Raw genomic sequence first — 26,354 nt, forward strand, 5'->3', positions numbered from 1 at the left:
TATAAATTATGCTCAATTTTTTTAAAAAGAAAAACAACGAAAGTTGGGAATCCATAAAAGCATCAGGCAAAGCGTTTCCAAAAACTAAAATTTCTATCGTTTCTTTTACAGGTGAAGATGACGAACATTATACAGCTTGGATAAACATTGGATATAAAAACTATCCTTACAAAGAATATTGTCCAATTTTAGGACTTTTGAATGTAGATTATGAAGATATGAATGGAAACGATATTGGTGAAATACAAGAATATTTTGATAAAGAATTAAACAAAGCTTGTGTTTGTCATTTGATTTCAAGAGTTCCTGTTGAAGGAGGTATCGAAATTTTGTTTTACATAGAAGATTTAGATAAAATCAATGACAAACTTGAAGAAATATATGCTAGTGAAGATTTATTAGTTGATTTTGGTTGCAGTTTACGAACAGACGCTGATTGGGAAACTATTGAAGATATGATGGAACAATATTCAAGTTGATCGATTTTATATATTTTAAAGCCAACAATTAATTTGTTGGTTTTTTTTAAATATAAATTTAATTGTAGTAACTAGTTAACTTTTAGAAATAAATAAATCCATCTTCATCTTAAAATCCTTTTAAATCAGAGGTATCATTATTTAGCTATAGTAATTTAGCAAGAAAATTCTTTTCTACATTTATTTTATCGTTACATTTACATTAACAAACGAATAAAAAATAGAATAATAATGAGTTACTATACAATAGACAATTTAGAGCATTACTTTAAAATGTATAAGAAATCAGTTCGTGAACCAAGAAAATTTTGGGACAGAGTAGCTGATGAAAACTTTACGTGGTACCAAAAATGGGAAAAAGTAATGGAATTTGATTTTCAAGAAGCCAAATTCAAGTGGTTTTTGGATGCCAAAGTAAATATTACTAAAAACTGTATTGATAGACATTTGGCAAAAAGAGGCGATAAAACGGCTATCATTTTTGAACCGAATGATCCTAGCGAAGCAGCACAACATATTTCTTACAACGAATTATACGCAAGAGTTTCCAAAATGGCGAATGTTCTTCGTGAGCAAGGAATTAAAAAAGGCGACCGCGTTTGTATTTATCTTCCAATGATTCCTGAATTGGCCGTTTCAATTTTGGCTTGTGCTCGAATTGGTGCTATCCATTCAGTGGTTTTTGCAGGATTTTCATCTTCTGCTGTTTCGGCACGTATTAATGATTCTGAATGTAAAATGGTCATTACATCAGACGGAAGTTACCGCGGAAATAAAGCCATCGACCTAAAAGGAATTGTAGATGAAGCTTTAGAAAAATCACCTTGCGTTGAAAAAGTTTTGGTTGTAAAAAGAACCAATTCGGAAGTAAAAATGAAAGAAGGTCGTGATATTTGGTTGCAACCATTAATGGACGCAGCGATTCCTAATTGTGTAGCCGAAATTATGGACGCAGAAGATCCATTATTCATTCTTTATACTTCTGGTTCAACTGGAAAACCTAAAGGAATGGTTCATACAACAGCAGGTTATATGGTGCAAACTGCCTATTCATTTAAAAATGTATTCAATTACCAAGAAAATGACATTTATTGGTGTACTGCCGATATTGGTTGGATAACTGGACATTCTTATATTCTTTACGGACCACTTTTAAATGGTGCCACAACCGTAATTTTTGAAGGAGTTCCATCGTATCCAGACTTTAGCCGTTTTTGGGAAGTAATTGAAAAACATAAAGTCAATCAATTCTACACTGCGCCAACGGCTATTCGTGCTTTGGCAAAAGAAAGTTTAGATTATGTACAAAGATTTCCATTAAGTTCCTTAAAAGTTATTGGTTCGGTAGGTGAACCTATCAATGAAGAAGCTTGGCACTGGTACAATGACCACGTAGGAGGAAAGCGTTGTCCGCTAGTAGACACATGGTGGCAAACAGAAACTGGTAGTATAATGATTTCGCCAATTCCGTTTGTAACACCAACAAAACCAACGTATGCGTCTTTACCATTACCAGGAATTCAACCCGTTTTAATGGACGAATTGCGCAACGAAATTGAAGGCAATCAAGTAACAGGAAGTTTGTGTATCAAATTTCCATGGCCATCAATGGCTAGAACGATTTGGGGTGACCATCAACGTTATAAAGAAACGTATTTCACTGCTTTCCCAGGAAAATATTTTACAGGTGATGGAGCATTACGTGATGAAGTAGGTTATTACAGAATTACCGGTAGAGTAGATGATGTTATCATTGTTTCAGGACACAATTTAGGAACGGCTCCAATTGAAGATGCTATAAACGAACACCCAGCTGTGGCAGAAAGTGCTATCGTTGGTTTCCCACATGATATCAAAGGAAATGCACTTTACGGATTTGTAATCTTGAAAGAAACTGGTGAAAGTCGTGATAGAGCTAATCTTGCTAAAGAGATTAATCAATTGATTTCTGATCAAATTGGACCAATTGCTAAATTAGATAAAATACAGTTTGTGAGTGGTTTACCAAAAACACGTTCTGGAAAAATCATGCGTAGAATTTTAAGAAAAATTGCAGAAGGTGACTTCTCAAACTTCGGAGATATCTCAACCTTATTAAACCCTGAGATTGTTGAAGAAATCAAAAACGGAAAATTATAGTTTATTTTAGTTTATTTAGTTAAAAACTGCTTTGGAAACGAAGCAGTTTTTTTATACTATATACTTACATTTTTCGTTTATCTTTAATTAATTTATTTCTATGAGATTTTCAATTACTTTATTATTTCTATTCATTTTGCAAATTGTTTTTTCACAACAACCAAACGATTGGGGTGCATTCAAACAAGTAATTGATGCCAAACCTTATGCTGGTAAGAAATTCAAATTGGAAGCTGTTGTCAAAACACAAATGATTGACAAAACATCAGAAGCTGAAATTTGGTTTCGAGTGGAGAAAACAAACAAAAAAATGGGTTTCTATTTTGATACTCGAGAAACGCCAGTAACTCAAAATGAATGGACACCAGTTACGATTGAAGGATTGATTGATAAAGATGCCGAATTTTTATCTTTTGGCGGATTGTATTACCGACAAGGGATTTTCTTTTTTGATGATTTTAAATTTCTAATCGAAATCAATAATGATATTTACGAAGAAATTGAAGTGAAAAATGGCGGTTTTGAAGCCGAAACACATTTATCCAATTGGATGTATTTTAGAGATCAAAAAGGATTTACACTTTCAGTAACTTCTGAAACAGCTCATTTTGGAAAAAACGCATGTAAAGTTGATGGTTCGCAATTCAAAAACGAAAATACTATTGGAAATAATGAACTCGTTGGAAAATACATTGAAGTAAATAACGTTAAATTATATTATGAAGAATACGGAAAAGGCGAGCCATTATTGCTGCTTCACGGCAATTCAGAATCGATAGAATCTTTTGATTTACAAGTTAAGGAGTTTGCCAAAAAGTATCGTGTAATTGCTGTCGATACAAGAGGTCAAGGAAAATCTTCAGAAGATGGAAAATTGTACACCTACGATTTATTTGCTGAAGATATGAATTTGTTTATGGATGCCTTAAAAATCAAATCGGCATACATCGTTGGTTGGAGTGATGGCGGAAATACAGGATTGATACTGGCTATGAAGTATCCAAAAAAAGTTAAAAAACTTGTTGCAATGGGAGCAAACCTATTTATTGATAATTCAGTTGTTGAAAGCTGGATTTTTAATGAATTAAATAATCAACTAACAAATTTAAGCACTGATAATTCATACGAAGCACAAAATAGAACGCGATTGATAAATTTACTTCTTACCGAACCCAAACATTCTTTTGAAGAACTAAAAGCAATAAATTGTCCAGTATTAATAATGGCTGGAGAAAATGATGTTATCAAAGAAAATCACACTAAAGAAATAGCTAAAAACATAAAAAGAGCAACTTTAATGATTGTTCCCAATGAAACACATTATTATCCTAAAGATAATTCAAGTGATTTTAATTCTAAAGTTTTAGAATTTTTAGATTAAAATCATTTTATCAAAATCAACTTTCGAATAGCAACCAAATGGCTAAACAAAACTAAGGGAACTATAAACGTTGGTAACCAACAAAAAGGAAAATATAGAATGGCAATATTTGGTTGTTCAAAAGCTATTTTTTGAATTGGTGAAGGTGCGGAAAGCATTGCTGTTACTACAATATTCAACAAAAGCCCTAAACTAATGATGTTCCAAATTAACACTAAATTTAGGTTTAAAAGTTTCTTTTCGAAAGCAAAATAGGCTATGAATAGCGAAGAAATTCCTGCAAGAATGTCAAAATTTGTTCCTTCAAATGTCATGATTTGCGGAATTGTCTTGTTTAGAAACAACCAACACAAAACAAGTTCAACAGGAATTCGAACAACATGCAAATAAGTCAGATTTTTGAGAGGTAAATTATCAATAAATTGTCTTCCTTTTGAAGTTGAAAAAACTACGATAATAGTGCAAATTATTGGTAAAACCCCAAACAAAATTATCTTTGGAGGAAAAGCTTCGGTATTGGTATTATAAACACTATTCCAACATAAAATCGCTTGAATTACTAACCAAACAATACTAACAATAGCTATATAGTTGGCAGATTTTCTAGTCTTTTCGGAAGTTGAGTTTTTAATGGTCCAAACCAATAGGAGCAAAGTGGCAATTGTCGTACAACCAAAAAGTAATGAAATATAAAGAGGTAAATTATCTATCATTTTGGTTTGTGTTTTAATAGATTATTTCTCCTCAACTTTTATCATAATACTTCCGCAAATAATGTCATGCAACGTTCTGCTTTTTGGACTTGTAAAAACAGTAATAAACGACAACCAACCCAATATGATTTTGAAAAAAAATCTAATTATTGATTGAAAAATATTGATTCTTTCGTTTTCATTAGATACTTTTCTAACTCTGATATTCATTTTATGATTTCCTATAGTAGCACCAAAAGCTGTACAAATGGGCTCATACATTAATAACGAACCAAACAAAACTGCTCTAACCCAATTAGGAACATTTTCATAAGAATTGAGAATATCTGAGAAGAAATACATACAAACAATAAGAATCAAGGTATCAATAGTTGTTGATTTAATTCTATCTAATACGGTAGGATAATTTGTAGTCATTACTTCTTTGATTTACCAATATAATGCTTTGCCAAAACATAAACCGAAAACGCAAAAGTAACAAAGTAGACAGCCGAAAGCGCCGGTTTCTCAACTGTTAAGTTTTTAAAATCAATTTGCTTGAACAAAGCTACGCCAACAATTATAGCGACAATGGTTAAGGTAAATACTGGTGGGTTGTTTTTTTCCATGGGTTTAGATTATTTCGTCAGAGTGTCTTATGTTATTTTCCGCAATTTTGTTCATACAAATCAACGATGTGTTTAACACCATTTTTCTTTAATTCATCTTTGTTCAATAGTTCTGAAAATTGTGGACAAGTTTCATCAAAATATAATTTCAATGTCTTTTTTAAACTAGTGAAACAATTCATGCAAACACTTAAACCATCGCCACCAAATTCATCTAAATATAATGCATAATCTTCATTTTGTCTTTTGATGTAGTATATTCCGCCACCGCCAGATCTATTTGATGGCTCGTAAGCAACATAACCAGCATAAATAGATATTTTACCTTCAACAATTATTCTTGCCCAAATTTTTTTGTCACCAGGTTTAATTTTTTTAAGATTAAAAGAATTTTGTTCCGCTAATTTTAAAGTTACGTACTTAATGACATCATTTTTGTCATTTGTTATTTCAAAACCGCTAACTTCTTCAATGCCAATTTTTTCAATTTTACCTTTTTCCTCTTCCTTAAATTTAATTTTTGGATTATCATAATAATCAGGCAGTTCGAGGAAACCATTTTTTATTTTCCCATCATTAAAAGTAATTTTAGCTTTATAAAATTTAGCTGAAGCAAGTAAAGGCATTAATAAAAGCAATAATAAAGTCTTTTTCATTTGTTGAATTTTAGGTTTGGTTTTTAGTTTTTTTAAAATTTTAAAGTAGGAGTATTTTCGATTAAACACCGATAATCAAAACTACAAAACAAACTTTTAATTTAGCTTTAAATTGCAATTTATTATAAACTTCTGTTAGTTTTAATTATTTTAAAATTACCTGTTCTGCAATTGTTTTGAATTCATTCATATATTCAAAATTATCTGAATAATCTGTTCCTATGAATTGATAGATTCCTTTTGGAGTATATTTTATGAATTGATAAATTTGTTGTTTTCTTCCATTCAATTCTCCAAGTATTTCCACTTTTATTATTCTATTTTCTCCTTCACGATAGTCTTTTTCGGATAAAATTTCAATTTTAATACTTTTCTCTTTGTAGATGTTATTTTGATATTTATTAATTAATCTATCACTATAGGCTTTCAAATCAAAATCTTTTGAAATAGGGATTGTACTAATAATAAAATGGGTATTGCTATCTGCAATTTTTTCTCCTCCTAAAGTGTAAGTTCCGAGATTTAATGTAACTGAACTTAATTTGAAGTTTGATTTTTTTAAATCTATTGAATAATATAAATTATCCTCAGCATTAACTTTTAAATCTTTATTGTAATAGGAACTTAAAACTAAATCCATTATTTCTTTCCTTTCTTTGTCGTTGTTTGGATAAATTCCTGCAAGCATAACCGTAAATGATTTATCGCCAAACACGAGAAAAATTTGTTCCGTTTCACCTTGTGGAGCAATGCCAAAGTAAGCATTGTATTCGCCTAGTTTAAACTTCTTTTTTACTCTTATATTTCCTCCTTTATTATGTAATTCATCAATTTTATTTGATGTTTTCTCAATAAGTACATTACAATCTTGTCCAATATATTCAATTACTTGAAAGAAATTATTTTGGTTTTTTTGAAACCTTTTCAATTCATTGTAAAATGTGTACTTTTCTGATTTATCAATTAATACTTTTGTTCCAGGAACAGTTATTTTCTTTTCTAAATCTTTTATTTCAATCTTATCTGGAATACTTATGCTTTGAGAATTTGTTTCACAACTAAAAGTAAATAAGACTAAAAAAAGTAGAATATTTTTTTTCATTTGTTTTTTTTTAAGATTCTGATTATTATTTTTCTATTCCTAATTGTTTTCTAAAGTCTAAATTCAAGTTATACTGCTCTTCAATTGCAATCGCTTTTTTTGATGCTTTCTCGATATCTTTTCCTTCTTTTGCCCACAAATAAGGAAAGAAATTAAAAACTTCATCACAATTTAGTTTTGCAACATCTTCTTTCCAAGTGTTCCATCTGTAACCTTTGTAAAATTCTTCAAGATTGTTGTTGAAGCAAAAATTTAAAAATTCAGAATAGGTTATATCAAGTGGCTCAAATTCTAAACTATCTGGTGCAAAATAATAAATTTTGCCCAAGTCTTTTCCAAGTGCGCCACCATTTAATATAAAAAAACCACCAATTGCATCGTCTGCTACTAGTAGAAATGGTGCTTGTTGACCAAACTCTGTAAAACTTTTGCCAAGATTCCATTCAGGTAAACTTCGGTTTAATTTTGCATTTCCTGAGCCTAAAATTCTTATCCAACCATTGTCAATTAATATTCCGCCGGTTTCGTAAATGATTGAACCCATTGGCGAACGTGTTGTAACTTGAGTTTTATATAAAGCATCCTTTGCTTTTTCTTTATCAACGGACAAAATTTCAACTTTATTTTTTGCTGATTTTATCCATTCTGTTACGAATGGCCAACCCGAATCGGTTTCGTTTATTAGTTCTTCAATTGGTCGCATTTTTGTCTGTGAAAATGTTGTTTGTGAAAATAGTAGTAAAATTATAAATGCGAATTTCTTCATTTGTAGTTTTGGCTTTGAATAATCAATGTTTCCTGGCTAACCGCTCTTATGCAATTTCTTATAATTTACATTAATTCTGATTTTAACTCTTTTAGTTTAAAGTTTGTCTGGTATTCTGTTGATGCGCTAGCTGCAGTTTTGTTATTAATGTCTGCGTCTAACCAATATTCTCCACAAATTGAAATAGAATAGTCCGTTACTTTTTCATTTTCACTTGCTAGTCCTCTTGAGGTTTCTGAGGCATTATTAAAAGCAATTACATAATATTTACCAGTTTTGAATTTTGAAAGATAAGGTCTGCATAATATTCCATTATCGCCCCAAACAGTAACTTTTTTTCGAGTTTCTTTTCCTTTGTAGACTTCAATAATTTCAACTTCCATTGACATTGGCATTTTTTCTTTGTAAATATCTTTGAACGTTAAATATTTGGTAACTTTTACTAAAGCGACAAATTGAGTTTTTTTCGCAACCTTTAAAAATTCACCTTGTGAACCGCAATCGCACGCAAAGGTTATCTGTCCTATTGTCAAGCAGAAAAAAGCCAATATAAATTTCAGATGTTTCATATCATGCAATGTTTAAAAAGTGGAGTAACGTTTGCAGTTTTTTGTCTATTGCTGCTGTAATAACTGACCAAAACAAATCTACAAAATTTATCAGAAAAGTAGAGTAGAAGTCACCATCTTATTTTTCACGAAGTCAAAAATAGCACGAGCAAGCTCAACAATTACACAAACCGGTTTTTAGAAGAAGTTTTTTTTCTAAACCAATCAACAATAATGTAAAAAGGCAATAGTAAAGAGACGATTGAGTAAATCATTGTTCCCCAAAAGATTGAAAAATCAGGTGATGGGAAAGCTATTGTATTATAAATCAAAACTAAGTTCAGCAAAGAATAGACAATCAATATAGGGCTAAGAAATTTATAGGATTTAATTAAAAAAGTAACCCAAATTAGTACAAAGATAATATAGAATATAAATAAGTGTGAGTCTTGCCAAATGTATAGAAACTCCCAACATTCCTTTTCTGGTTTATTTTCGTATGGATTACATACTTCAAAAATTGGAATAATTAATATTGAAAGTAGTAAAAATGAAATAAGATATTTAATGTAAAATATATTTTTAAGCATGTAATATTTTTTTACAATGTCTGCTATAAGAAATTGGAGCTATGGCATTTTTATATTAGCAAATCCAATAAATTTTCTTTTTAAAATCAATTTCACTTGGTCCATCAGTACAACCGCCAATTTCGTCAAGTTCAGTATCTTTTTTTGTCTTTCCAATTATCCATTTACCACTTTTATGCTTCATAAGTATTCCCTCATCTAGAACATCTCCTTTTTTTACTTTTGAAAGATTTCCACTCAGAAAAATTACTTTTACTTTATCGCCATCGATTTCTACGCTACATTTTACTTTGGTTATCAAACTTGGCGATTCTGCATGACGAATTGTATATAAATAAATTCCTTTTTTTGGAATTTGACCATGAGCAAAACAAACTATTAGAAGAAATGCAAAAGTGAAGATAAAATTTTTCATATAATTCATAATTAGTTTTTTGGTTTAAAATTGACGAAACTTATTGCAGTTTATTTTTCAGCAAGTGTAATTGGAAGTCTATACAATGTCCTGACTATTTCACCATTCTTTTTACCAGGTTTCCATCTTGGACTTTTTTTTAAAAAACTAATTGTCTCTTCTGCAGTTCCATAACCAATATCTTGTATTACATTGATGTTAGTTATTGATCCATCTTTTTCTATTATAAATTCAACTATAATTTTTCCTTTTATTCCTTCTCCTGAAGGTACATTGAAATTCTTAGCTGTGAACTTATAAAATTTTTCCATACCTCCGACAAATTCAGGTTTTTCGTCAACTTCTGAACTATTATAGACTTTATCACTGTTTTCTTGTGAATAAATGTTAGAAGTGATTAATAAGAATACTAATAAGAAATATTTCATTTTTTGATTTTTTATATTTTTACAAACGTTCCAGAATATAGTATTCTATTGTTTTTTTTGTCTTCTAATTTAAAAGAACATTCATTGCCAACAATAGTAATAATTTCAAAGCAAATATCAATGTCTTTTAAAATTTTCTTTTCAAGTTCTGTTGGGTTTAAAGGTTCGGTAAGACCTAGTATTTTGAATAAATTATCATCTATCCAAACTATTTCTAACCTTTCCAGTTTATTGGCTAAAAATAGGTAAACACTTTCCTTTTCTATGTAAACCTCATAGTCTTTAAATCCCGATTTTTTACTTTTGGAATCTAATTTTACAAGATATTTTCCATCATTAAGTGCTTTATTTTGTGCAAATAATGAGCTGACACTAAAAAACAATAAGAACAAAACGATATGTAGCTTTTTCATGGTATTCAAATTATTTTATTCAAACTGTAAAGGCTTTTATAGCAGTTTATTTTATTGCAAATTGTTTCACCATCCAATGATTAGAATGGTTATTAATCAAATCAGCTTTTATATTCTCATCTTTTGAACTAATGAATTTATAGACTTTAAGAGGAACTGAATCTGGATATTCAGTTAATCCTTCATCAATTGTTTTAATGGCTTCTTCATTTTGACCACTTCCATCCAAAGCTTCAAATTTATAAATATAAATTATTGCAGGTATTTTATTGAAAATATTTTTAAACTCATATGCTAAGTCTGTCATCAATTCTACTTGAAATTTTGAATTTGGTCTTTTTCCCACTGCAGCTGTTTTACTTACATGATCTTGATATGCCATAAACATTAATAGTAAATGTCGATTTTTAGTTTTTTTACTTCGATACATCTTTTCAATTTTTTTCCCAGTATCTGGATTTAGATTACCCAAATCTGATTGTAAAGCTTGCATGTAGAATTCGTCTAATAAATCAAATACAGCTTTATCATTACTATCTATTTTTGTATCGCTTCGAAGTTGATTGATGCGAGCTTCATTAGCTTGGGAAAATGCATTAAATGTAAAAAAAAGAGTTATTAATGTTAGTAATTTCATATTCATGATTATGTGTTGAGAAATTGCATATAAAGTTTTGAAGTTTGCATTAGTGTTGATTTTCACTCACTGATCAAAACAAATCTACAAAATTTCTAAGAAAGATAGAGTAGTAGTAAACAGCTTATTTTTTGCTAAAAGCAATGAGCAAGTCTAAAAATGGAGTTTCCAGCTGTTGTATTTAAATTAAGTTGAAGAATCATTCCAACTTACCATTATCCATTTACCATCATGCTTTTCAAAGTAAATATCAGTCATAATTCCATTATCTATTCCACGAATTTCTATAGTTGCTTTGTTTTTATTTAACTTTATTTGCTGAGTATATTTGCTTAATTCACGCTTTGAAATAGAATCATGATATCGCAAATCCATTTTCTGGTATTCATTTTTTTCAATTTTCTTTTCAAACGATTCATAATCATCATTTAGTTCTTTGACTGTCAAAGGAAAATTTACTCGGCTTATTTGAAACAAAGAATCCCTACTAAATTTTTCGAGAAACACTTTAAAATCTTCATCAATTTTACTAAAGTTTTGTTTTTCATTTTTACAACTAATTAAAGTTGTAATCATAAATAGTGTAAAAAAGATGTTTTTCATTTTGTGCTATTTTGTTATTTAATTTTTTCAAAAGCTTCTCTGGTCATTACTGTTAGAGTTTCGTTTTTGCAATCCCATATCGAGACATACTTTTTTGACATAACAAGATGAGTTTTTATTTTTGCAAATTTCCCATATAACATTAGCGTACAAACGTCTGTTGAAGTTATCAAATCATCTAATACATGGCTATGAATTGAGGCTTCAATTTCTTTTTTATCGCCAAATTCGATAGGGATAAGACTATTATGTAATTTCTTTTGCTTTAATAACTTATTGTTTTTGTCAAAAGTGAGTAAATAATCATTTCCAAAAAGCATTACACCATTGTTTTTTGGGCCAGTTAAGACAAATACTTTTTTCTCTTTATTGATGATTATTGGAATCAGGTTGAGATTTGAGTTTTTGTATGTTTTGTATAAAGTGTCAGAATTAATGATTCTTAATGCTTCAGTTCTCATTTTGTATAAAACAAATTCATTTTCGGTTAGTTCTCTTTCAACTAAATTAGTTTTTGCTGTTTCAATTTTAAATGTAGCATCAAAGTCAATTGTCCCTAAAACTTTTGGATTTTCTCCTTTTGAGAAGAAAATGCAAGTTGATATTTCATTTTCGGTATAGGATAAATAGCCTCCAATTTTTTCTTTTTCACTATATTTTTCCATAAAAATGTCACTTCCATACCATGAAGCCATTTCAGATTTATATAACATCTTTCCTTCTTCAACAATTTTTGCTGTTTCCTTTTCAATTTTTGATTGTCCAAGACAATTAAATCCAAATAATGCAATAAAAAGATAGATAGTGATTTTCATAAATTTGTTTGTTATTAAGTTTTTTATGGTGTTTGCTAACGTGCCTCTTCATTTATTGAAACGGCTTTTAACAGATTGCTTATTTTTGTAAACTATTCTTGATTTCAATTACTTCTTTCAAATTAATATCTTTTTTTGTAATTTTTGAATGACAAGTAGGGCAGAGCATTAATAAATTTTCAAAATTATTATTTTCAGGATTTTCGTCTATGTGATGAATCTGGAAATGTTCAACATCTTCACTTGGACAAATTGGACATTTTGAATTTATTTCTTTTTGTAAAAGAGATTTTATTTTTTGAGGAATTGCAGGTCGTCTTTTTTTATTAATTAATTTTCTGCTTCTGTCAAACATAAATTTATTAAATTCTGGGCATTTTGAGAAATGTTCACACTTAATTACTCTCTTTTTATTAGATCTTCTGTAACTATCATAATCACCTTCAACACATGCTATATTTGGAAAAAGAGAATTACTATTGTCAAACAAATTTACTTCAGGACACATATCTGAAAAATAGAAATTATTGTTTCCGCCAACCCAAGTTGGAGCTTCGCCCTGTAATTCAATTTTATTCTTTTCAAAATCTGCGGATAAAGTCCCGTCTTTTTGAAGAGCTTTAATTACATCATTTTGAGGATCGTGTTTTTCGTAATTTGAATTGAAATATATTGTAAAAGCTCTTCTTGAACAAATATTTAGTATTGGGCATCGTAAAGGCAGATTATTAGCTTGGCTGATTTCAAAATATTTTTCTTTATCCATATCGTTTATTTTCGCATTTTTGAAGTGCTTGCTTCTAACGTTTCGGCTTCATGAAATGGTGATGAACCAAGACCAAACCTTCACAAATTTATCAAAACTTAAAATTAAAAACCTTTCCATTTCAAATAAATCCTGAGCCTCGGTATTTCTCAAAACGGCTGTTAGTGGAAGTGATTATTGATTTTGTTGAGAGTATTTGGATTTAAATTTAGTACTTTCTGATGGGTCTAGTTTTTTAATTTTTAAAACTTTTTCGTTATCTAATTTTAATTCATAGCACCAATCTACCTTATTTTCTAAATTGGTGTTCAACTTGTCTTTGTAAAAAACTGTTCCATAAAAGCATAAGACATCAGGAATTCGATAACTAGTTTTCCATTTTTCAATATTTCTTTTATTTGATTTTAAGATTACAATTTTTTCAAAGCCTTGTCCAATGCTTCCAATATCTTTTCTTGTAGTTGCATTTCCATCGGTTTCAAAATCTCCAATTTGTACACTGTAATCAAATTCAGCTCTAACATCTTGTGCAGGAACTTGACCTAAATTTTTGAGGGTTAATCTGATTTGTATAAATGAAGAAGAATCTATTGGTTCAATTAGTTCTGCATCAGTAACTTGTATAAAAGCCATCGATTGATTCCTTGAAATAGTTATAGCTTCACTAGAGTCTGAACAAGATTTAACACTAAATAATAAAGCAAAAACTGATAATACCAATCCCGCAATCTCTATTCCTTTTTGATCTATTATTTTATGAAGTGTTTTGTTCAATTCCAATATATATATTTTATTATAATTTTCAATTTTTTAGTTGCATTTCCACTAACTTTCCCATGCTAGAACTCGTGGCGGCTTGGGAACCGAGTTTTTTTTCACCAAGTAGAAGCGAAGTTAGGAAAAAGAAACGGACAATTTACCGAAAAACTAGCCATGAAGTTTTAGCATGTGTTGTGGGCAGAGTATTATTCCATTCCGTACTTTCGCATAAATAGGTTAACTCCTTCAAGCATTAAATTTATCCTACGCTTATCTTCAATTTCACTCCATTGTCCATGTGCTGCATGATTTCTGAGTCCAGCCCAAGATGTTATATCTTTAAAATCTTGCTTAGTAATTAATTCAGCTTCTCTTAGTGTTTTAGAATACGAATCTATACTTGGCTTGGATTGACCTATACTTAATCCTTTTTCTTCTATCCAATTTCTCAAAAACTCTTCTAAAGATGCGCCGATTAAAACAGTTGGAGCAGCTGGATGTACATCTTTAGAATTGATAAGTTTATTTGCTTGTTCTAAAAAATCTGAAACAACATCGATTTGTGCTTTCCTTTCTATTGATACTCCATCTGCCAATCCTTTTTCTAAGAATCTTATATAGGCATTCATTGTCGAGTTAACAACGTTGGTAATAAACGAATCGGTAGCAACTAAACTAATCTGAGAAATCTGTTTGTAAAATGCACTTTTTTCGCCGGCATAAATTCTTAAAAATTCTAAACTCTCAAACAACAATCCTCTATAATCATTCTTCACAGTTAAAATTTCTTTTGCTACCTTAATTAGTTCTTCTTCTGTCATAATTGTTTATTTACATTGCCCACAACTTTTGTATATGTACGACTCCATCATACATATACACCCAAAAACAGAACGCTATGTATGATAAATCTTCCCAAATATAACCAATTCCTACAAATAAAAACTACGTAAAAACACCTGTTTTTTCAAAAACCTATTACTTTTTTATAATCTTAACTATTTGTGTGGTGTAGTATTTTAAATATGGGTTTAGTCTCTAATTTCTAAATAGTTAATCTTTAAAAAACCAGTTTTGTAATTGATATTTATGGTGTCGTAGTTTTTTAGTAGATAAATTGATTTCAGGTTTTTCATTTTTCTTATAGCATCTATTTTCTCCAATTGGTCTTTAGAAAATAGTATTCCTTTTTTTTTGTCATAAAATAAAGGAGCATCCAAATCAACAAATTTTCTTATGGTATATGATTTTGCAATTGTTCCGTTATCGAATTTGGTATTAATATAAAGCAAAGCATTATCAATCCATATTTTTATAAAGAAGGCAAATAAAACTGCTATAAATAAACTATTCAATAAAAACGGTTTATTAAGTTTTCTTTTTTTGTAGGCATAAATTATTAGTGCAAATAGTAAAAGTAGAGCCAAAACGATGGTAAAAAACCATGAAGACTTTTTAAATTCAATTACTTGCCGATCATAATAATATAAATTCACATAAGGTCTTAAAACTAAAACATTGAGTAAAACAACTAGAGTAGTAATTAAATATGGTATAATTTGATAGTAGTTAATTTTCTTCATTGTTTAACTCCAAATAATTAATGTTTAAAAAACCTATTTTAAAATTGAGATATAATTAATAACAAATCAATTACTCCATATCACTAACCGAATTCACTATAAAAACTATTTGAAATTTTACAGCATCTTTTTTAGAATTGGGAAACTTCTCGTTGTTGATTCTTTTCTCAAATTCTTTCATTAGTTCCTCATCGATGTCATCTTTTACAGCATATCGCATTTCATTGGTGTCTTTTTTTAATTCAAATTGAACAAAAATTCTTCCAGATTTAGTAGAAGTTTTGAATAGCTCTTCAAAAATTAAGTTGGTTCTGTCTAGAATGAATTTAATATCTTCTAAGCTTGTATTTTCTTTGAGTTCTTCATCTGTATTCAACAACTTAATTTTTTCAATCCTAGTTTCTTTTTTTCCTTTTTCAGCTATAGTTTTTTCGGTTTTCACTCTTGGAGCTTCGTCTAACCACATCAATTTTAAATCTTTTTTTAGGATGTTTAAAATGTAATTATGCTCTTTAGTTTCAACAATCAGCAACGGCTCATCAATGTCAAACGATATGACTGACCAATAATAACGAAGTTCGTGCTCATTAGCTTTTCGTATTGTAAAATCTTGCGCTACTTCATTTTTAAACTCTTCCCAAATAATTTTGGTGTCTTCAACGTCCTGACTCATTTTGCCTTCGATAATTAAATTATCTACATGAAATTCAACTCTTCCTTTTTCAATGGCTTGAATTTTTTTATTGTCTTTGTAGCGTTTCCACAACTCTGGACCAATGATTAAAGTATTTTGCAATAATTTATTATTATCAGAATTTGATAAATTTTGTGTGATTAGTTTTTTGGCTTTTTCAACTACCTTAGGGTCGCAATAATTGTAAACAATTCCTTTTGGTATGGTAATAGTTTCTTTATCTTGAGCAAAAGAAAAGTTGATACAAAGAAGTAAAAGCAATAGGCCAGCTTGTTTCATAGCTTTAGGTTTAGATGAAAAATAATTTAATTCATTGAAACCAAATATAGATAAATAGTTTCAAAAAATCACAAGGTAGTTTTACTTGATTTTAAAATCACAATTTTCTATACTTAATAAAATACAAAAGCATCAATGCTAAATAGGGAAGAGTTGATAGAGCAATTTTGTAATTCAAAGCCATAACTCCAATAATGAAAAAGAAAAACACTAAAATACCTAAAAGAAGAACGGCTAAAGTGTTTAGTTTTCTATTAAAGTTGGGAATGACAGCTCCTAAAAGCAATACCATTTGAGTTAAAAATCCAATAAGAATTATAGGATGTGTGAAGTTGCTAATCCAACTTTCAGTTTTGGAGAAAATTTCTATTTCACCTTCAAAAATAAACATAGCATTGCTAGGAGGCCATTCTAAATAACAAAATTGAAAGGCAATGAGTAAAGCTAAATTTAAAAGGCGTTTCATTACTAAAAAGTAGTTTGTAGTAATCAAAGCTACAAAATAATTTTCAAAATTTACCTTCGTTTTGGTGTTTTCTACTTAACAGCAGTCATTGAAATTTCAACATTCACACCTTTAGGCAAACCAGCTACTTGAACGGTTTCTCTTGCTGGTGCTGTTTTCTCGTCGAAGTAACTTCCGTAAACGCTGTTTATTCTGGCGAAATCGTTCATGTCCATGATGAAAATCGTTGTTTTTACTACGTTTTCAAAAGTCATTTCAGCAGCTTCTAGAACGGCTTTCATGTTTTCCATTACTTGTTTGGTTTCGGTTTCGATATCGTCTAAAACCAATTCCATTGTTGCAGGATTCAAAGCAATTTGTCCAGAAGTATAAAGTGTATTGCCCACCAAAACAGCTTGATTGTAAGGTCCAATAGGAGCCGGAGCTTTATCTGTAATAATTATCTTCTTCATAAATCTAAAATCTAAAATCTAATATCTAAAATCTAATATCTAAAATTATCTCAACGTTTGATCTCTTTGTTGTTGTTTATCCCACTTAATGTCACTCAAGACACCAGCTTTGATTCCAATAAAGAATCCCCAATAGGAGTTTTGTCCAAAAGGCGACCAATTGAAACTCATGTTCCAACTCATTAAATCACGATTTAAACGTATCTGTGTAAAAGTTACACCTTTATTGGTGAAATCATATCCAGAGGAAACTCCGATACGCCATTTGGGTGTCAAATCAGTATTAGCAGAAACCATCAAGGAATGACTGGAGATTTTCTTTTCACCAATTATATTGGAGTAGGTGACCGAATAGGCTAAATTAACATCCCAGGGTATTTCGGCATTGTAGAAACCTTTAAAAGTGTCATCTTCGTCCTCTTTTGGTTCAAAGTCTTCGGGTGAATTTATTTCGGCATTGTCTCCAAATAAATCATCTTCACGACCACCATTTCTGGCACCTTGAATATTTTTCTTTTTATCGTCTTTAGAACTGGTTAAAGAGTAATTTATAGTCATATTAGCGCTGGTCATTCTAAAAAGTCCGCCACCATTTTCAATATTAAACGTATTGATTCTTTGATTTTCTGAACCAAGCGCATAAGGATCTAAAGTTGCAGCAAAGTTCACATTCATTTTTTGTTTGAACAATAAAGTTCCACCACTAATACGCATTGGTGACCAACGTAAAGAATCGGCTGCCATATCATAACTACCTGAGAAGGTTAAGTTATTCAATAAAATAATCTTCTTTGGTGCAGTTGCAGTAGAATCTTTATCTCTTACTTTGGCTTCAAATTTATTGTTGATGCTAAATCCAATATTGTTGGCAAATGTTTTACTTGGTGCACCAAAAGCACCATTTTCAAATCTTGTATAACTTGCCATTGTTCCGCTTGCATCTGTAGCATAAGTATCGTAATACTTTTCAAAACTTGGCAAATAACTATGAGAAATAGAAGGTGTAATAGTATGACGAATGGATTGAATTTTTGCAGTTTCTTTAAATTTGAAAGTACCATAAATTACAGTTCCAACAGAGTTTGAAAACGAGTAAGTTCTAAAAGCATCAAAACCATTTACATCTGTGGTAACTACTTTTCCAGTAGGTAAAAAAGGTGTGCTTGAAGTAACTTGAAAGTCTTTTTTAACGGTTTTTAAATACCAAGTTTCTTGATAATTTACTGAGGTTGATACACTAAAATGTTTGAATACTTTAAAGTTAGTACTCAACGGAATGGTGTGTTGCATTCCTGTTCTAGCTTGGTCAAACATTTCCTTTTTGAAAAATATTGTGTCCGTCGTTTGAAATTGGTTTTCAGCTCTAAGGTTGTATTGTAAATTGATGTTTTTGATAAACCCTTTTTTAATTCCATCTTTTGGTGCAAAAGGGAATATTCTGTCAACACTTGCTTGTAGCGTTGGCAAAGTCATACTAATCAGCTTTGTTTGAGTATTCTGAGAATGATTTGCCGTAACCGATAAGTTCACTTGCGGCACAGAATTGAATGTTCTCTGATAGGATATAGACGAATTCAAAGTATTATTTAACGAAGAACCAATATTTGCAATATTTATGGATTGTTGAAAATACTGACTACTTCCTAAATTAACAGAAGCCGAAAATCGAGAATTCGGATTCGATTTAGGGTCTTTCATATGCGACCATTGAATGTTGTAAACTCTACTTTTGGAATAATCGGGAAAACCTCTTTCGCTATTAATTTGGTTTTCAAAACGTACGTTTACATTTCCGTTAAAATTGTATTTACTGGCATAACTCGATTCAAACCGCAAGGCATAACTTCCGTTAGTGAAATAATCACCGAGAACGGTCAAATCATATTTATCGCTTAAAGCAAAATAATATCCACCGTTTTGTAAAGCATAACCACGAGTATTATTTTGACCAAAACTTGGCGGAATAATTCCAGAACGACTTTTTTCTGTAATAGGAAAGAAGGCAAAAGGTAACGCAATTGGTGTTGGCACATTGGCTATGTACATGTTTGTTAATCCGACCACTACTTTTTTACCTGGAACTAATTTGGCTTTTCTTGCAAAGAAATAGTATTCAGGGTCATCAAGATCTTTGGCAGTAGTGATTCGAGCGCCTTTCATAAAATAAACAGAATCGTTTTCTTTTTTAACAATATCTGTTTTGATGTTCATCTCTTGTTGAGAAGTTCTAGAATTCCAAATTAAGGCTTTCTTAGTTTTATAATTGAAACGAATAGAATCGGGTTCAACAATATTGGAACCTTGTTTAAATAAAGGAAGTTGGGTGTAGTTACCTGAGGAATCTTTTAATCTACCAGCATAAACTTCGTTCTTTTCGTAGTCAAAAACAATAATACCCGATTTTAATTCGTAGTCTAAGTAGTTTAATTCGGCACCATCGTAGAGTGTGATTATTTTTTTCTTTTGGTCAAACTTAGCATACTTTTTTGCACGATATTTTACCTTTCCTTCTAGCACCGATTTCATTTTTTTAACGGTATCGAGCTTTAAAGTGTCAATTTTTTTAATCGTAGGATTAGGTAATTCAGGTTCTGATTCTAACGGTTTTTCAGGCTTAGTTGCTTGATTTTTAGCAGGAAAAGATTTCTTGCTTTTAGGTAAATCTTGCGCAAATAAATTGGAACTTCCAATTGTTAGGAAATATGCTGATAAAACGATATAAAATAAGTTTGTACGCAAAGGTTTAAATGCTATTTTTGTAAAAATATGGCTTGATTTTTGAAGAGCCAAACTTACATATTATTTTTCGTCAAAAATAGATAAATAATAAATTTATAACCTTGCAGTTTTAATTAAAATTAACTTTTGTAACAATGATTAACACAAATAGAATCAAATATACCATTTCTTTAACATTATTGATGTGTTCCTTAATTGGTTTTTCGCAATCCAATAAATTTAAAGTAGCTTTAGATGCCGGACATGGAGACCATGATTTTGGTGCAGTATATAATGGTCATATCGAAAAGAACATCAACTTGGCCATAACTTTAAAAGTGGGAAAGATATTAGAAAAAAATTCTAGTATAGATGTTATATACACAAGAAAAACAGATGTTTTCATTGGATTAATTGAAAGAGCTGATATTGCTAACAAAGCAGATGCTAATATTTTCGTATCTATTCATTGTAATGCTAATAAAAATACTGTTGCAGATGGTACAGAAACTTATGTGATGGGTATGAATAAAAACGCATCTAATCTTGAAGCTGCAAAAAGAGAGAACTCTGTTATTACACTTGAAAAAGATTATAAGCAAAAATACCAAGGTTTTGATCCTAACAAACCAGAAACGATGCTTGGAATGACTATTATGCAAGAAGAATTTCTTGGAAATAGTATTGCTTTAGCTGGTAAAATTCAAGATAGATTTGTACAAGATTTAGGTAAGAAAAGTAGAGGAGGAGGCGTAAAGCAAGCTCCTTATATGGTTTTGCACAAAGCTTACATGCCAAGAGTTCTTATTGAAACAGGTTTTTTATCAAATCCGGTTGAAGGAAATGTTTTAGATTCTGAAGAAGGGCAACAAGATATTGCTGAAGCTATTGCTAAAGCTATCATCAGTTATAAAAAAGATTTCTTTGATGGTGGTGAAGCAGATGCAACTCCAGATATTAAACCATCTCAAAGAATTGAAGATAAACCAATAAAAACTACTCCAGAACCAAAGAAAGTGGATTCTGTTATTAAAAAAACGGAACCTAAAGTGGAATCAAAACCAACTGCAAAAGGAGTGGTGTTTAAAGTTCAAATATCGGCAAGTTCTAAGAAATTAGACAACACACCGAGTAATTTCAATGGATTGAAAAACATATCTAGTTCATACAATAATAGTATCTATAAATATATGTATGGTGAAACATCAAATTATGATGAAGCCAAAAAATTATTACAAGATGCCAAAAACAAAGGTTACGCATCAGCATTTATTATTGCTTTTAAAGATGGGAAAAGCGTAGATGTGAAAGATGTTATCAAATAATATACTATTTTTGTAACCTAAAAAAAACAACAATTTTGAAATTATCAAGAGAAATTAAAACCGCTATTTTAGTTATTGCCTCTATTTTATTATTTATTTGGGGTTATAGCTTTTTAAAAGGAAGAGACTTATTTACCAACTACAAAAATTTATATGTAGAATATGTAAATGTTGAAGGATTAACAGTTTCTTCTCCTGTTACTATCAACGGATTGGTTGTTGGAAAAGTAAATAGCATAGTTATCAATAATGAAACAGGAAAAATCAAAGTTGAAATGCAAATCAATTCTGATTTTCCAATTAAGAAAACTAGTGTTGCCGAAATTTATGCTCCAAGTCCAATTGGTGGAAAACAAATTTCTATTTCACCAACTAAAGAAGGTCAAGATGCTGTAGATGGCGATTTTCTAATTTCTTCAAGTAAACTTGGTTTGACAGATGAATTAGCAAAGCAAATAGAACCTCTAAAAGATAAAATCACCAAACTTCTTGATAATGCTAATGTAATGTTAGAAAATGTAAATCAAGTTTTGGATGCAAAATCTAAAGAGAATCTTAGAAATAGTTTGGCTAACTTAAACGAGACTTTAGCACAATTTAAAGGTGCTTCAAAAGAAGTAAATGAAATGTTAGCTCAAAACAAGTCTAAAATTAGTGGAACTATGTCGAATGTTGAAAAAGCTTCTGCAAATTTCTCTAAAGTTTCTGATTCTTTGGCTAAAGCAAATATTGGTCAAACGGTTAAGAATTTAGAAAAAACACTTGCTAATGTTGATAAAATGATGGGTGATATGCAAGCTGGTAAAGGAACAATGGGTAAATTGATGAAAGACGACGCGATGTATAATAATTTTACCAAAACTTCTAAAGAATTGGAGTTATTATTACAAGACTTAAGATTAAACCCAACACGCTATGTTAACGTTTCACTTTTCGGAAAGAAAAACAAACCTTACGTTGCGCCAATAAACGATACAATTAAATAGAATAAAACGACTATTATGGGAATTTTAGCCAATATATTTTTTGCACTATTATTAATTATAGGATTTGGATATTTTACAATTAATGTAAAGAAACTTATCCGAAACATTAAACTTGGACAAGATGTAAACCGTTCCGATAATTCATCTGAAAGATGGAAGAACATGGCAATGATTGCTCTTGGTCAATCAAAAATGGTAAAAAGACCTGTTGCAGGTTTTCTTCATATTATTGTATATGTAGGTTTTGTAATCATCAATATTGAATTATTAGAAATCATCATCGACGGACTTTTTAGTACGCATCGAGTTTTCAAATTCATGGGTGGTTTGTATGATGTGCTTATTGGTTCGTTCGAAATTCTTGCCTTTTTAGTACTTGTTGCTGTAATCATTTTTTGGATTAGAAGAAATGTTACTAAACTTAAGCGTTTTGCAAGTTCCGATTTGAATGGAAAGCCAAGAAATGATGCAAATTATATTTTATATTTTGAAGTTGTTCTAATGTCATTATTTCTATTAATGAACGCAGCTGATTTGCATCTTCAAAATCTTCCAGAAGTTTTTGGTCATTATGAAAAAGCAGGTTCGTTTCCAATTTCACAGTTTCTAACTCCAATTTTTGACGGAATGAGTACACAATTGGTATTCATGTTGGAAAGAACATTTTGGTGGTTACACATTATCGGAATTTTAATTTTCTTAAACTATTTATATTTCTCTAAGCATTTACATATTCTTTTAGCATTCCCAAATACGTATTTTGCGGATTTAAATGCTAAAGGAAAATTTGATAATTTAGAAAGTGTTACCAAAGAAGTAAAGTTAATGATGGATCCAAATGCCGATCCATTCGCAGCGCAACCTGTTGATGAGAATGCAGTTCCAAGTAAATTTGGTGCTTCAGATGTAATGGATTTGAATTGGGTACAATTATTAAACGCATACACATGTACCGAATGTGGACGTTGTACTTCAGCTTGTCCAGCTAATCAAACAGGTAAAAAACTGTCTCCACGTAAAATCATGATGGATACAAGAGATAGACTTGAAGAAGTTGGAAGAAATATTGATAAAAATAAAGGTGTTTTTGTTCCAGATAACGTATCGTTATTAAACAATTACATTACAGCAGAAGAATTATGGGCGTGTACTTCATGTAATGCGTGTGTTGAAGAATGTCCAGTTAATATTAGTCCGTTATCAATTATAATGGATATGCGTCGTTTCTTGGTTATGGAGCAAAGTGCTGCACCACAATCATTAAATGCAATGATGACCAATATTGAAAATAATGGTGCACCATGGCAATACAATCAAATGGATCGATTGAATTGGAAAGATGAACAATAATTAATTAAAATAAATGATAATTTTCCATGTTGTGAGGATTGGAAACTTGTCTATATGAATGTGAAATAATAAAATTAAAAAAAAAATGAAAGCGGAAGACATTGACAAAACCTTACAACCAGTTACTGAAAACGGACAACATTTAAGTCCAATTTTACCAGAAGGAGTTAAGAATTATTTAATCGACATTGACGGAACCATCTGTGATGATATTCCAAACGAAGAACCAGAGAGAATGTTAACCGCAGAGGTTTATCCAGATGCATTAGTAACATTAAATCGTTGGTATGATGAAGGTCACATTATCTTTTTCTTCACTTCTAGAACAGAAGCGCATAGAGAGTATACTGAGCGTTGGTTAAAACAACACGGTTTTAAATACCACGGAATGGTAATGGGAAAACCTCGTGGAGGAAATTACCATTGGATAGATAATCATTTAGTGAAAGCGACTCGTTACAGAGGAAAATTCACCGATTTAATAGAAAAAGAAGTAACCATCGAGGTTTTTGACGATGGACAACATGAGTAATATTAAATATAAGATTTTAGATATTAGATTTTCAAAATATATCTAATATCTAAAATCTAAAATCTAAAATTAAAAGATGTCAGAAGTATTGAACGTGCCAACAATGGCAGAGATGTTAGCTCAAGGCAAGCAACCAGAAGTATTATTTTGGGTAGGTTGCGCAGGAAGTTTTGACGATAGAGCAAAAAGAATAACCAAAGCATTTGTACGAATTTTAAATCGTGCTAATGTAGAATTTGCGGTTCTTGGAACAGAAGAAAGTTGTACAGGTGATCCTGCAAAACGTGCTGGAAACGAGTTCCTTTTTCAAATGCAAGCCATGATGAACATTGAGGTTCTAAATGCTTATGAAGCTAAGAAAATCGTAACAGCTTGTCCGCATTGCTTCAATACTTTAAAAAATGAATATCCAGAATTAGGTGGAAAATATGAAGTTATTCATCATACAGAATTTCTTAAATCATTACTAGATTCAGGCAGATTAACCATTGAAGGTGGACAATTTAAAGGTAAAAGAATTACTTTTCACGATCCATGTTATTTAGGAAGAGCTAACAATATCTATGAAGCACCAAGAGATTTAATTCAAAAATTGGATGCTGAATTGGTTGAAATGAAACGTTCTAAAGCCAACGGACTTTGTTGCGGTGCAGGTGGAGCACAAATGTTTAAAGATGCTGAAAAAGGAAACAAAGAAATCAACATCGAAAGAACAGAGGATGCTCTTGAAACTAAACCAGATATTATAGCTGCAGGTTGTCCATTTTGCAACACTATGATGACAGATGGTGTTAAAAACAAAGAAAAAGAAGCTGAAGTAAAAGTTCTTGATATTGCCGAATTAATAGCAAACGCTCAAGATTTATAGATTAAAAAAATGCGATACTCTTTGTTTTTTTATCTGTTGTTTTTTATTCCTTTTTTTTCAATAGCACAAAATGTTGTTGATTCTACTGCAATTGATTCAATTGATGTAAGAAGTAATAAAGAGCTAAAGTTTAATTACAAACAGCTTATTATTCCAACAGTTTTAATTGGATATGGAGTTATAGGATTGGAAAGCAATCAAATAAAATTGTTTAATAACAATATTAAACAAGAAGTAAGTGAACATATTGACGAAAAAATTTCGATTGATGATTTTTCTCAATATTTACCAGCAGTAAGTGCATTTGGATTAGAAGGTATAGGTATTAAAGGAAAAAATAGCATAAAGGATAAAGCTATTATTTTGACAACTTCGTATCTAATTATGGGATTAACTGTTAATAGTTTAAAAGCAACTGCTACTGTTGAAAGACCAGATGGTACCAGTTTAAATTCGTTTCCGTCAGGACATACAGCTACAGCTTTTATGGGTGCTGAATTATTATATCAAGAATACAAAGACGTCTCAATTTGGTATGGAGTTTCTGGTTATTTAGTTGCTGCAGGTACTGGCGCTTTTAGAATGTATAACAATAGGCATTGGTTAAGTGATGTTGTTGCAGGTGCAGGTATAGGAATTTTAAGTACTAAAGCTGCTTACTGGCTATTACCATCAATAAATAAATTATTTACAAATAATAAATCAAGTAAAAAAAATACTGTTTTTATCCCATATTATGATGGAAAAGCAACAGGTTTTGGATTAGTTTCTACTTTTTAAATAAAAAACACATGTATATTCCATTTGAAAATTTACCTCAAGAATCTAGAATTTGGATTTACCAATCCAGTAGAAAATTTTCTGATGAAGAAGTTGCTGAAATTGAAAAAGATTTGATGCAATTTATTGAAAATTGGTCAGCTCACGGAACTTCACTTGAAGCTTCCTTCACTATTAGATACAATCGATTTATAATTCTCTCAGTCAATCAAGAATTTCATCCTGCAACTGGATGTTCTATAGATTCATCGGTTGGATTTATTCAAAATTTAGAACAAAAATATAGTGTAGATTTATTAGATAAAATGAATGTTGCTTTTAAACAAGGCGAATTTATTACTTATAAAACACTTTTAGAATTTAAAAAACTAGCAAAAGATAAATCGGTTTCTGAAAACACAATAGTTTTCAATAATCTCGTTAATACTATTGAAGAACTCAATGAAGGTTGGGAAATTCCTGCAAGTGAAAGCTGGCACAGTAGATTCTTTTAATCTTTATCT

31 protein-coding genes are annotated in these 26,354 nt (G+C 30.4%); 10 read left to right on the plus strand and 21 right to left on the minus strand.

Annotated features, from left to right (window positions below; translation table 11 throughout):
• Positions 1-8: 8 nt before the first annotated feature.
• The 3 genes from ACYU7A_RS12805 (at position 9) to ACYU7A_RS12815 (ending at position 3,999) form a co-directional block, all read left to right on the plus strand.
• Positions 9-479, plus strand: a complete 471-nt coding sequence (locus ACYU7A_RS12805) for a hypothetical protein (RefSeq protein ID WP_460577135.1) — start codon at positions 9-11, stop codon at positions 477-479.
• Between the two features lie 231 nt (positions 480-710).
• Positions 711-2,618 carry an acetate--CoA ligase gene (acs, locus tag ACYU7A_RS12810; protein WP_460577137.1) on the plus strand — a complete coding sequence of 636 codons (1,908 nt, stop codon included), beginning with the start codon at positions 711-713 and terminating at the stop codon, positions 2,616-2,618.
• A gap of 100 nt (positions 2,619-2,718) precedes the next feature.
• A complete protein-coding gene (locus ACYU7A_RS12815; RefSeq protein WP_460577139.1) occupies positions 2,719-3,999 on the plus strand; it encodes an alpha/beta fold hydrolase in 1,281 nt (426 codons plus the stop codon).
• A 2-nt stretch (positions 4,000-4,001) separates the two neighbouring features.
• Here the strand turns inward: ACYU7A_RS12815 and ACYU7A_RS12820 are convergent, their stop codons facing one another.
• The 21 genes from ACYU7A_RS12820 to ACYU7A_RS12920 form a co-directional block, all read right to left on the minus strand.
• Positions 4,002-4,712 (minus strand): hypothetical protein, encoded by a 711-nt coding sequence (locus tag ACYU7A_RS12820; protein ID WP_460577141.1) that lies wholly within the window; start codon positions 4,710-4,712, stop codon positions 4,002-4,004.
• A gap of 21 nt (positions 4,713-4,733) precedes the next feature.
• Positions 4,734-5,129, minus strand: a complete 396-nt coding sequence (locus ACYU7A_RS12825; RefSeq protein ID WP_460577143.1) for an RDD family protein — start codon at positions 5,127-5,129, stop codon at positions 4,734-4,736.
• Entirely contained in the window at positions 5,129-5,320 is a 192-nt protein-coding gene (locus ACYU7A_RS12830; protein WP_460577145.1) for a hypothetical protein, read from the minus strand. Before ACYU7A_RS12830 ends, ACYU7A_RS12825 begins: the two co-directional genes overlap by 1 nt.
• Before the next feature lie 32 nt (positions 5,321-5,352).
• Positions 5,353-5,976 (minus strand): hypothetical protein, encoded by a 624-nt coding sequence (locus ACYU7A_RS12835; protein WP_460577147.1) that lies wholly within the window; start codon positions 5,974-5,976, stop codon positions 5,353-5,355.
• A 145-nt stretch (positions 5,977-6,121) separates the two neighbouring features.
• Positions 6,122-7,078, minus strand: coding sequence for a hypothetical protein (locus ACYU7A_RS12840; protein WP_460577149.1), 957 nt, complete (start codon positions 7,076-7,078; stop codon positions 6,122-6,124).
• Positions 7,079-7,103: 25 nt separating this feature from the next.
• Entirely contained in the window at positions 7,104-7,844 is a 741-nt protein-coding gene (locus ACYU7A_RS12845; protein ID WP_460577151.1) for a DUF2625 domain-containing protein, read from the minus strand.
• Between the two features lie 65 nt (positions 7,845-7,909).
• On the minus strand, positions 7,910-8,413 hold the full coding sequence (locus ACYU7A_RS12850) for a hypothetical protein (RefSeq protein WP_460577153.1): 504 nt from the start codon (positions 8,411-8,413) through the stop codon (positions 7,910-7,912).
• Between the two features lie 624 nt (positions 8,414-9,037).
• On the minus strand, positions 9,038-9,397 hold the full coding sequence (locus ACYU7A_RS12855; protein ID WP_460577155.1) for a hypothetical protein: 360 nt from the start codon (positions 9,395-9,397) through the stop codon (positions 9,038-9,040).
• Positions 9,398-9,447: 50 nt separating this feature from the next.
• Positions 9,448-9,825, minus strand: a complete 378-nt coding sequence (locus ACYU7A_RS12860) for an energy transducer TonB (RefSeq protein ID WP_460577157.1) — start codon at positions 9,823-9,825, stop codon at positions 9,448-9,450.
• Positions 9,826-9,836: 11 nt separating this feature from the next.
• Positions 9,837-10,238 carry a hypothetical protein gene (locus ACYU7A_RS12865; RefSeq protein WP_460577159.1) on the minus strand — a complete coding sequence of 134 codons (402 nt, stop codon included), beginning with the start codon at positions 10,236-10,238 and terminating at the stop codon, positions 9,837-9,839.
• A gap of 46 nt (positions 10,239-10,284) precedes the next feature.
• Positions 10,285-10,875, minus strand: a complete 591-nt coding sequence (locus ACYU7A_RS12870) for a hypothetical protein (RefSeq protein WP_460577161.1) — start codon at positions 10,873-10,875, stop codon at positions 10,285-10,287.
• 186 nt (positions 10,876-11,061) lie between these two features.
• The gene (locus ACYU7A_RS12875) at positions 11,062-11,478 is read right to left on the minus strand and encodes a DUF4348 domain-containing protein (RefSeq protein WP_460577163.1); all 417 of its coding nucleotides are present in this window, start codon (positions 11,476-11,478) and stop codon (positions 11,062-11,064) included.
• A 14-nt stretch (positions 11,479-11,492) separates the two neighbouring features.
• Positions 11,493-12,293, minus strand: coding sequence for a hypothetical protein (locus ACYU7A_RS12880; RefSeq protein ID WP_460577165.1), 801 nt, complete (start codon positions 12,291-12,293; stop codon positions 11,493-11,495).
• A 79-nt stretch (positions 12,294-12,372) separates the two neighbouring features.
• Positions 12,373-13,059, minus strand: a complete 687-nt coding sequence (locus ACYU7A_RS12885) for an HNH endonuclease (RefSeq protein WP_460577167.1) — start codon at positions 13,057-13,059, stop codon at positions 12,373-12,375.
• 174 nt (positions 13,060-13,233) lie between these two features.
• Positions 13,234-13,833, minus strand: coding sequence for a hypothetical protein (locus tag ACYU7A_RS12890; protein ID WP_460577169.1), 600 nt, complete (start codon positions 13,831-13,833; stop codon positions 13,234-13,236).
• Between the two features lie 191 nt (positions 13,834-14,024).
• Positions 14,025-14,639 carry a hypothetical protein gene (locus tag ACYU7A_RS12895; protein WP_460577170.1) on the minus strand — a complete coding sequence of 205 codons (615 nt, stop codon included), beginning with the start codon at positions 14,637-14,639 and terminating at the stop codon, positions 14,025-14,027.
• A 210-nt stretch (positions 14,640-14,849) separates the two neighbouring features.
• The gene (locus tag ACYU7A_RS12900) at positions 14,850-15,401 is read right to left on the minus strand and encodes a hypothetical protein (RefSeq protein ID WP_460577172.1); all 552 of its coding nucleotides are present in this window, start codon (positions 15,399-15,401) and stop codon (positions 14,850-14,852) included.
• A gap of 70 nt (positions 15,402-15,471) precedes the next feature.
• On the minus strand, positions 15,472-16,374 hold the full coding sequence (locus ACYU7A_RS12905) for a hypothetical protein (RefSeq protein ID WP_460577174.1): 903 nt from the start codon (positions 16,372-16,374) through the stop codon (positions 15,472-15,474).
• A gap of 97 nt (positions 16,375-16,471) precedes the next feature.
• Entirely contained in the window at positions 16,472-16,840 is a 369-nt protein-coding gene (locus ACYU7A_RS12910; RefSeq protein WP_460577176.1) for a hypothetical protein, read from the minus strand.
• 71 nt (positions 16,841-16,911) lie between these two features.
• A complete protein-coding gene (locus ACYU7A_RS12915; RefSeq protein ID WP_345094596.1) occupies positions 16,912-17,292 on the minus strand; it encodes a RidA family protein in 381 nt (126 codons plus the stop codon).
• Between the two features lie 45 nt (positions 17,293-17,337).
• Positions 17,338-20,082 carry a putative LPS assembly protein LptD gene (locus tag ACYU7A_RS12920; protein WP_460577178.1) on the minus strand — a complete coding sequence of 915 codons (2,745 nt, stop codon included), beginning with the start codon at positions 20,080-20,082 and terminating at the stop codon, positions 17,338-17,340.
• An 83-nt stretch (positions 20,083-20,165) separates the two neighbouring features.
• Here ACYU7A_RS12920 and ACYU7A_RS12925 point away from each other — a divergent pair, with 83 nt between their 5' ends.
• The 7 genes from ACYU7A_RS12925 (at position 20,166) to ACYU7A_RS12955 (ending at position 26,345) form a co-directional block, all read left to right on the plus strand.
• The gene (locus ACYU7A_RS12925; protein WP_460577180.1) at positions 20,166-21,335 is read left to right on the plus strand and encodes an N-acetylmuramoyl-L-alanine amidase family protein; all 1,170 of its coding nucleotides are present in this window, start codon (positions 20,166-20,168) and stop codon (positions 21,333-21,335) included.
• A gap of 35 nt (positions 21,336-21,370) precedes the next feature.
• Positions 21,371-22,321: an MlaD family protein gene (locus tag ACYU7A_RS12930; protein WP_460577182.1), complete on the plus strand. Its 951-nt coding sequence runs from the start codon at positions 21,371-21,373 to the stop codon at positions 22,319-22,321.
• Positions 22,322-22,336: 15 nt separating this feature from the next.
• On the plus strand, positions 22,337-23,671 hold the full coding sequence (locus tag ACYU7A_RS12935) for a 4Fe-4S dicluster domain-containing protein (protein WP_460577184.1): 1,335 nt from the start codon (positions 22,337-22,339) through the stop codon (positions 23,669-23,671).
• A gap of 85 nt (positions 23,672-23,756) precedes the next feature.
• Positions 23,757-24,203, plus strand: a complete 447-nt coding sequence (locus ACYU7A_RS12940) for an LNS2 domain-containing protein (protein ID WP_298303985.1) — start codon at positions 23,757-23,759, stop codon at positions 24,201-24,203.
• A 76-nt stretch (positions 24,204-24,279) separates the two neighbouring features.
• Positions 24,280-25,071 carry a (Fe-S)-binding protein gene (locus ACYU7A_RS12945; RefSeq protein ID WP_298303987.1) on the plus strand — a complete coding sequence of 264 codons (792 nt, stop codon included), beginning with the start codon at positions 24,280-24,282 and terminating at the stop codon, positions 25,069-25,071.
• Between the two features lie 21 nt (positions 25,072-25,092).
• Positions 25,093-25,851: a phosphatase PAP2 family protein gene (locus ACYU7A_RS12950; protein ID WP_460577186.1), complete on the plus strand. Its 759-nt coding sequence runs from the start codon at positions 25,093-25,095 to the stop codon at positions 25,849-25,851.
• 11 nt (positions 25,852-25,862) lie between these two features.
• Positions 25,863-26,345 carry an ABC transporter ATPase gene (locus ACYU7A_RS12955; protein ID WP_460577188.1) on the plus strand — a complete coding sequence of 161 codons (483 nt, stop codon included), beginning with the start codon at positions 25,863-25,865 and terminating at the stop codon, positions 26,343-26,345.
• Positions 26,346-26,354 lie beyond the last annotated feature (9 nt).

It is taken from the genome of Flavobacterium koreense (genome assembly GCF_054776075.1).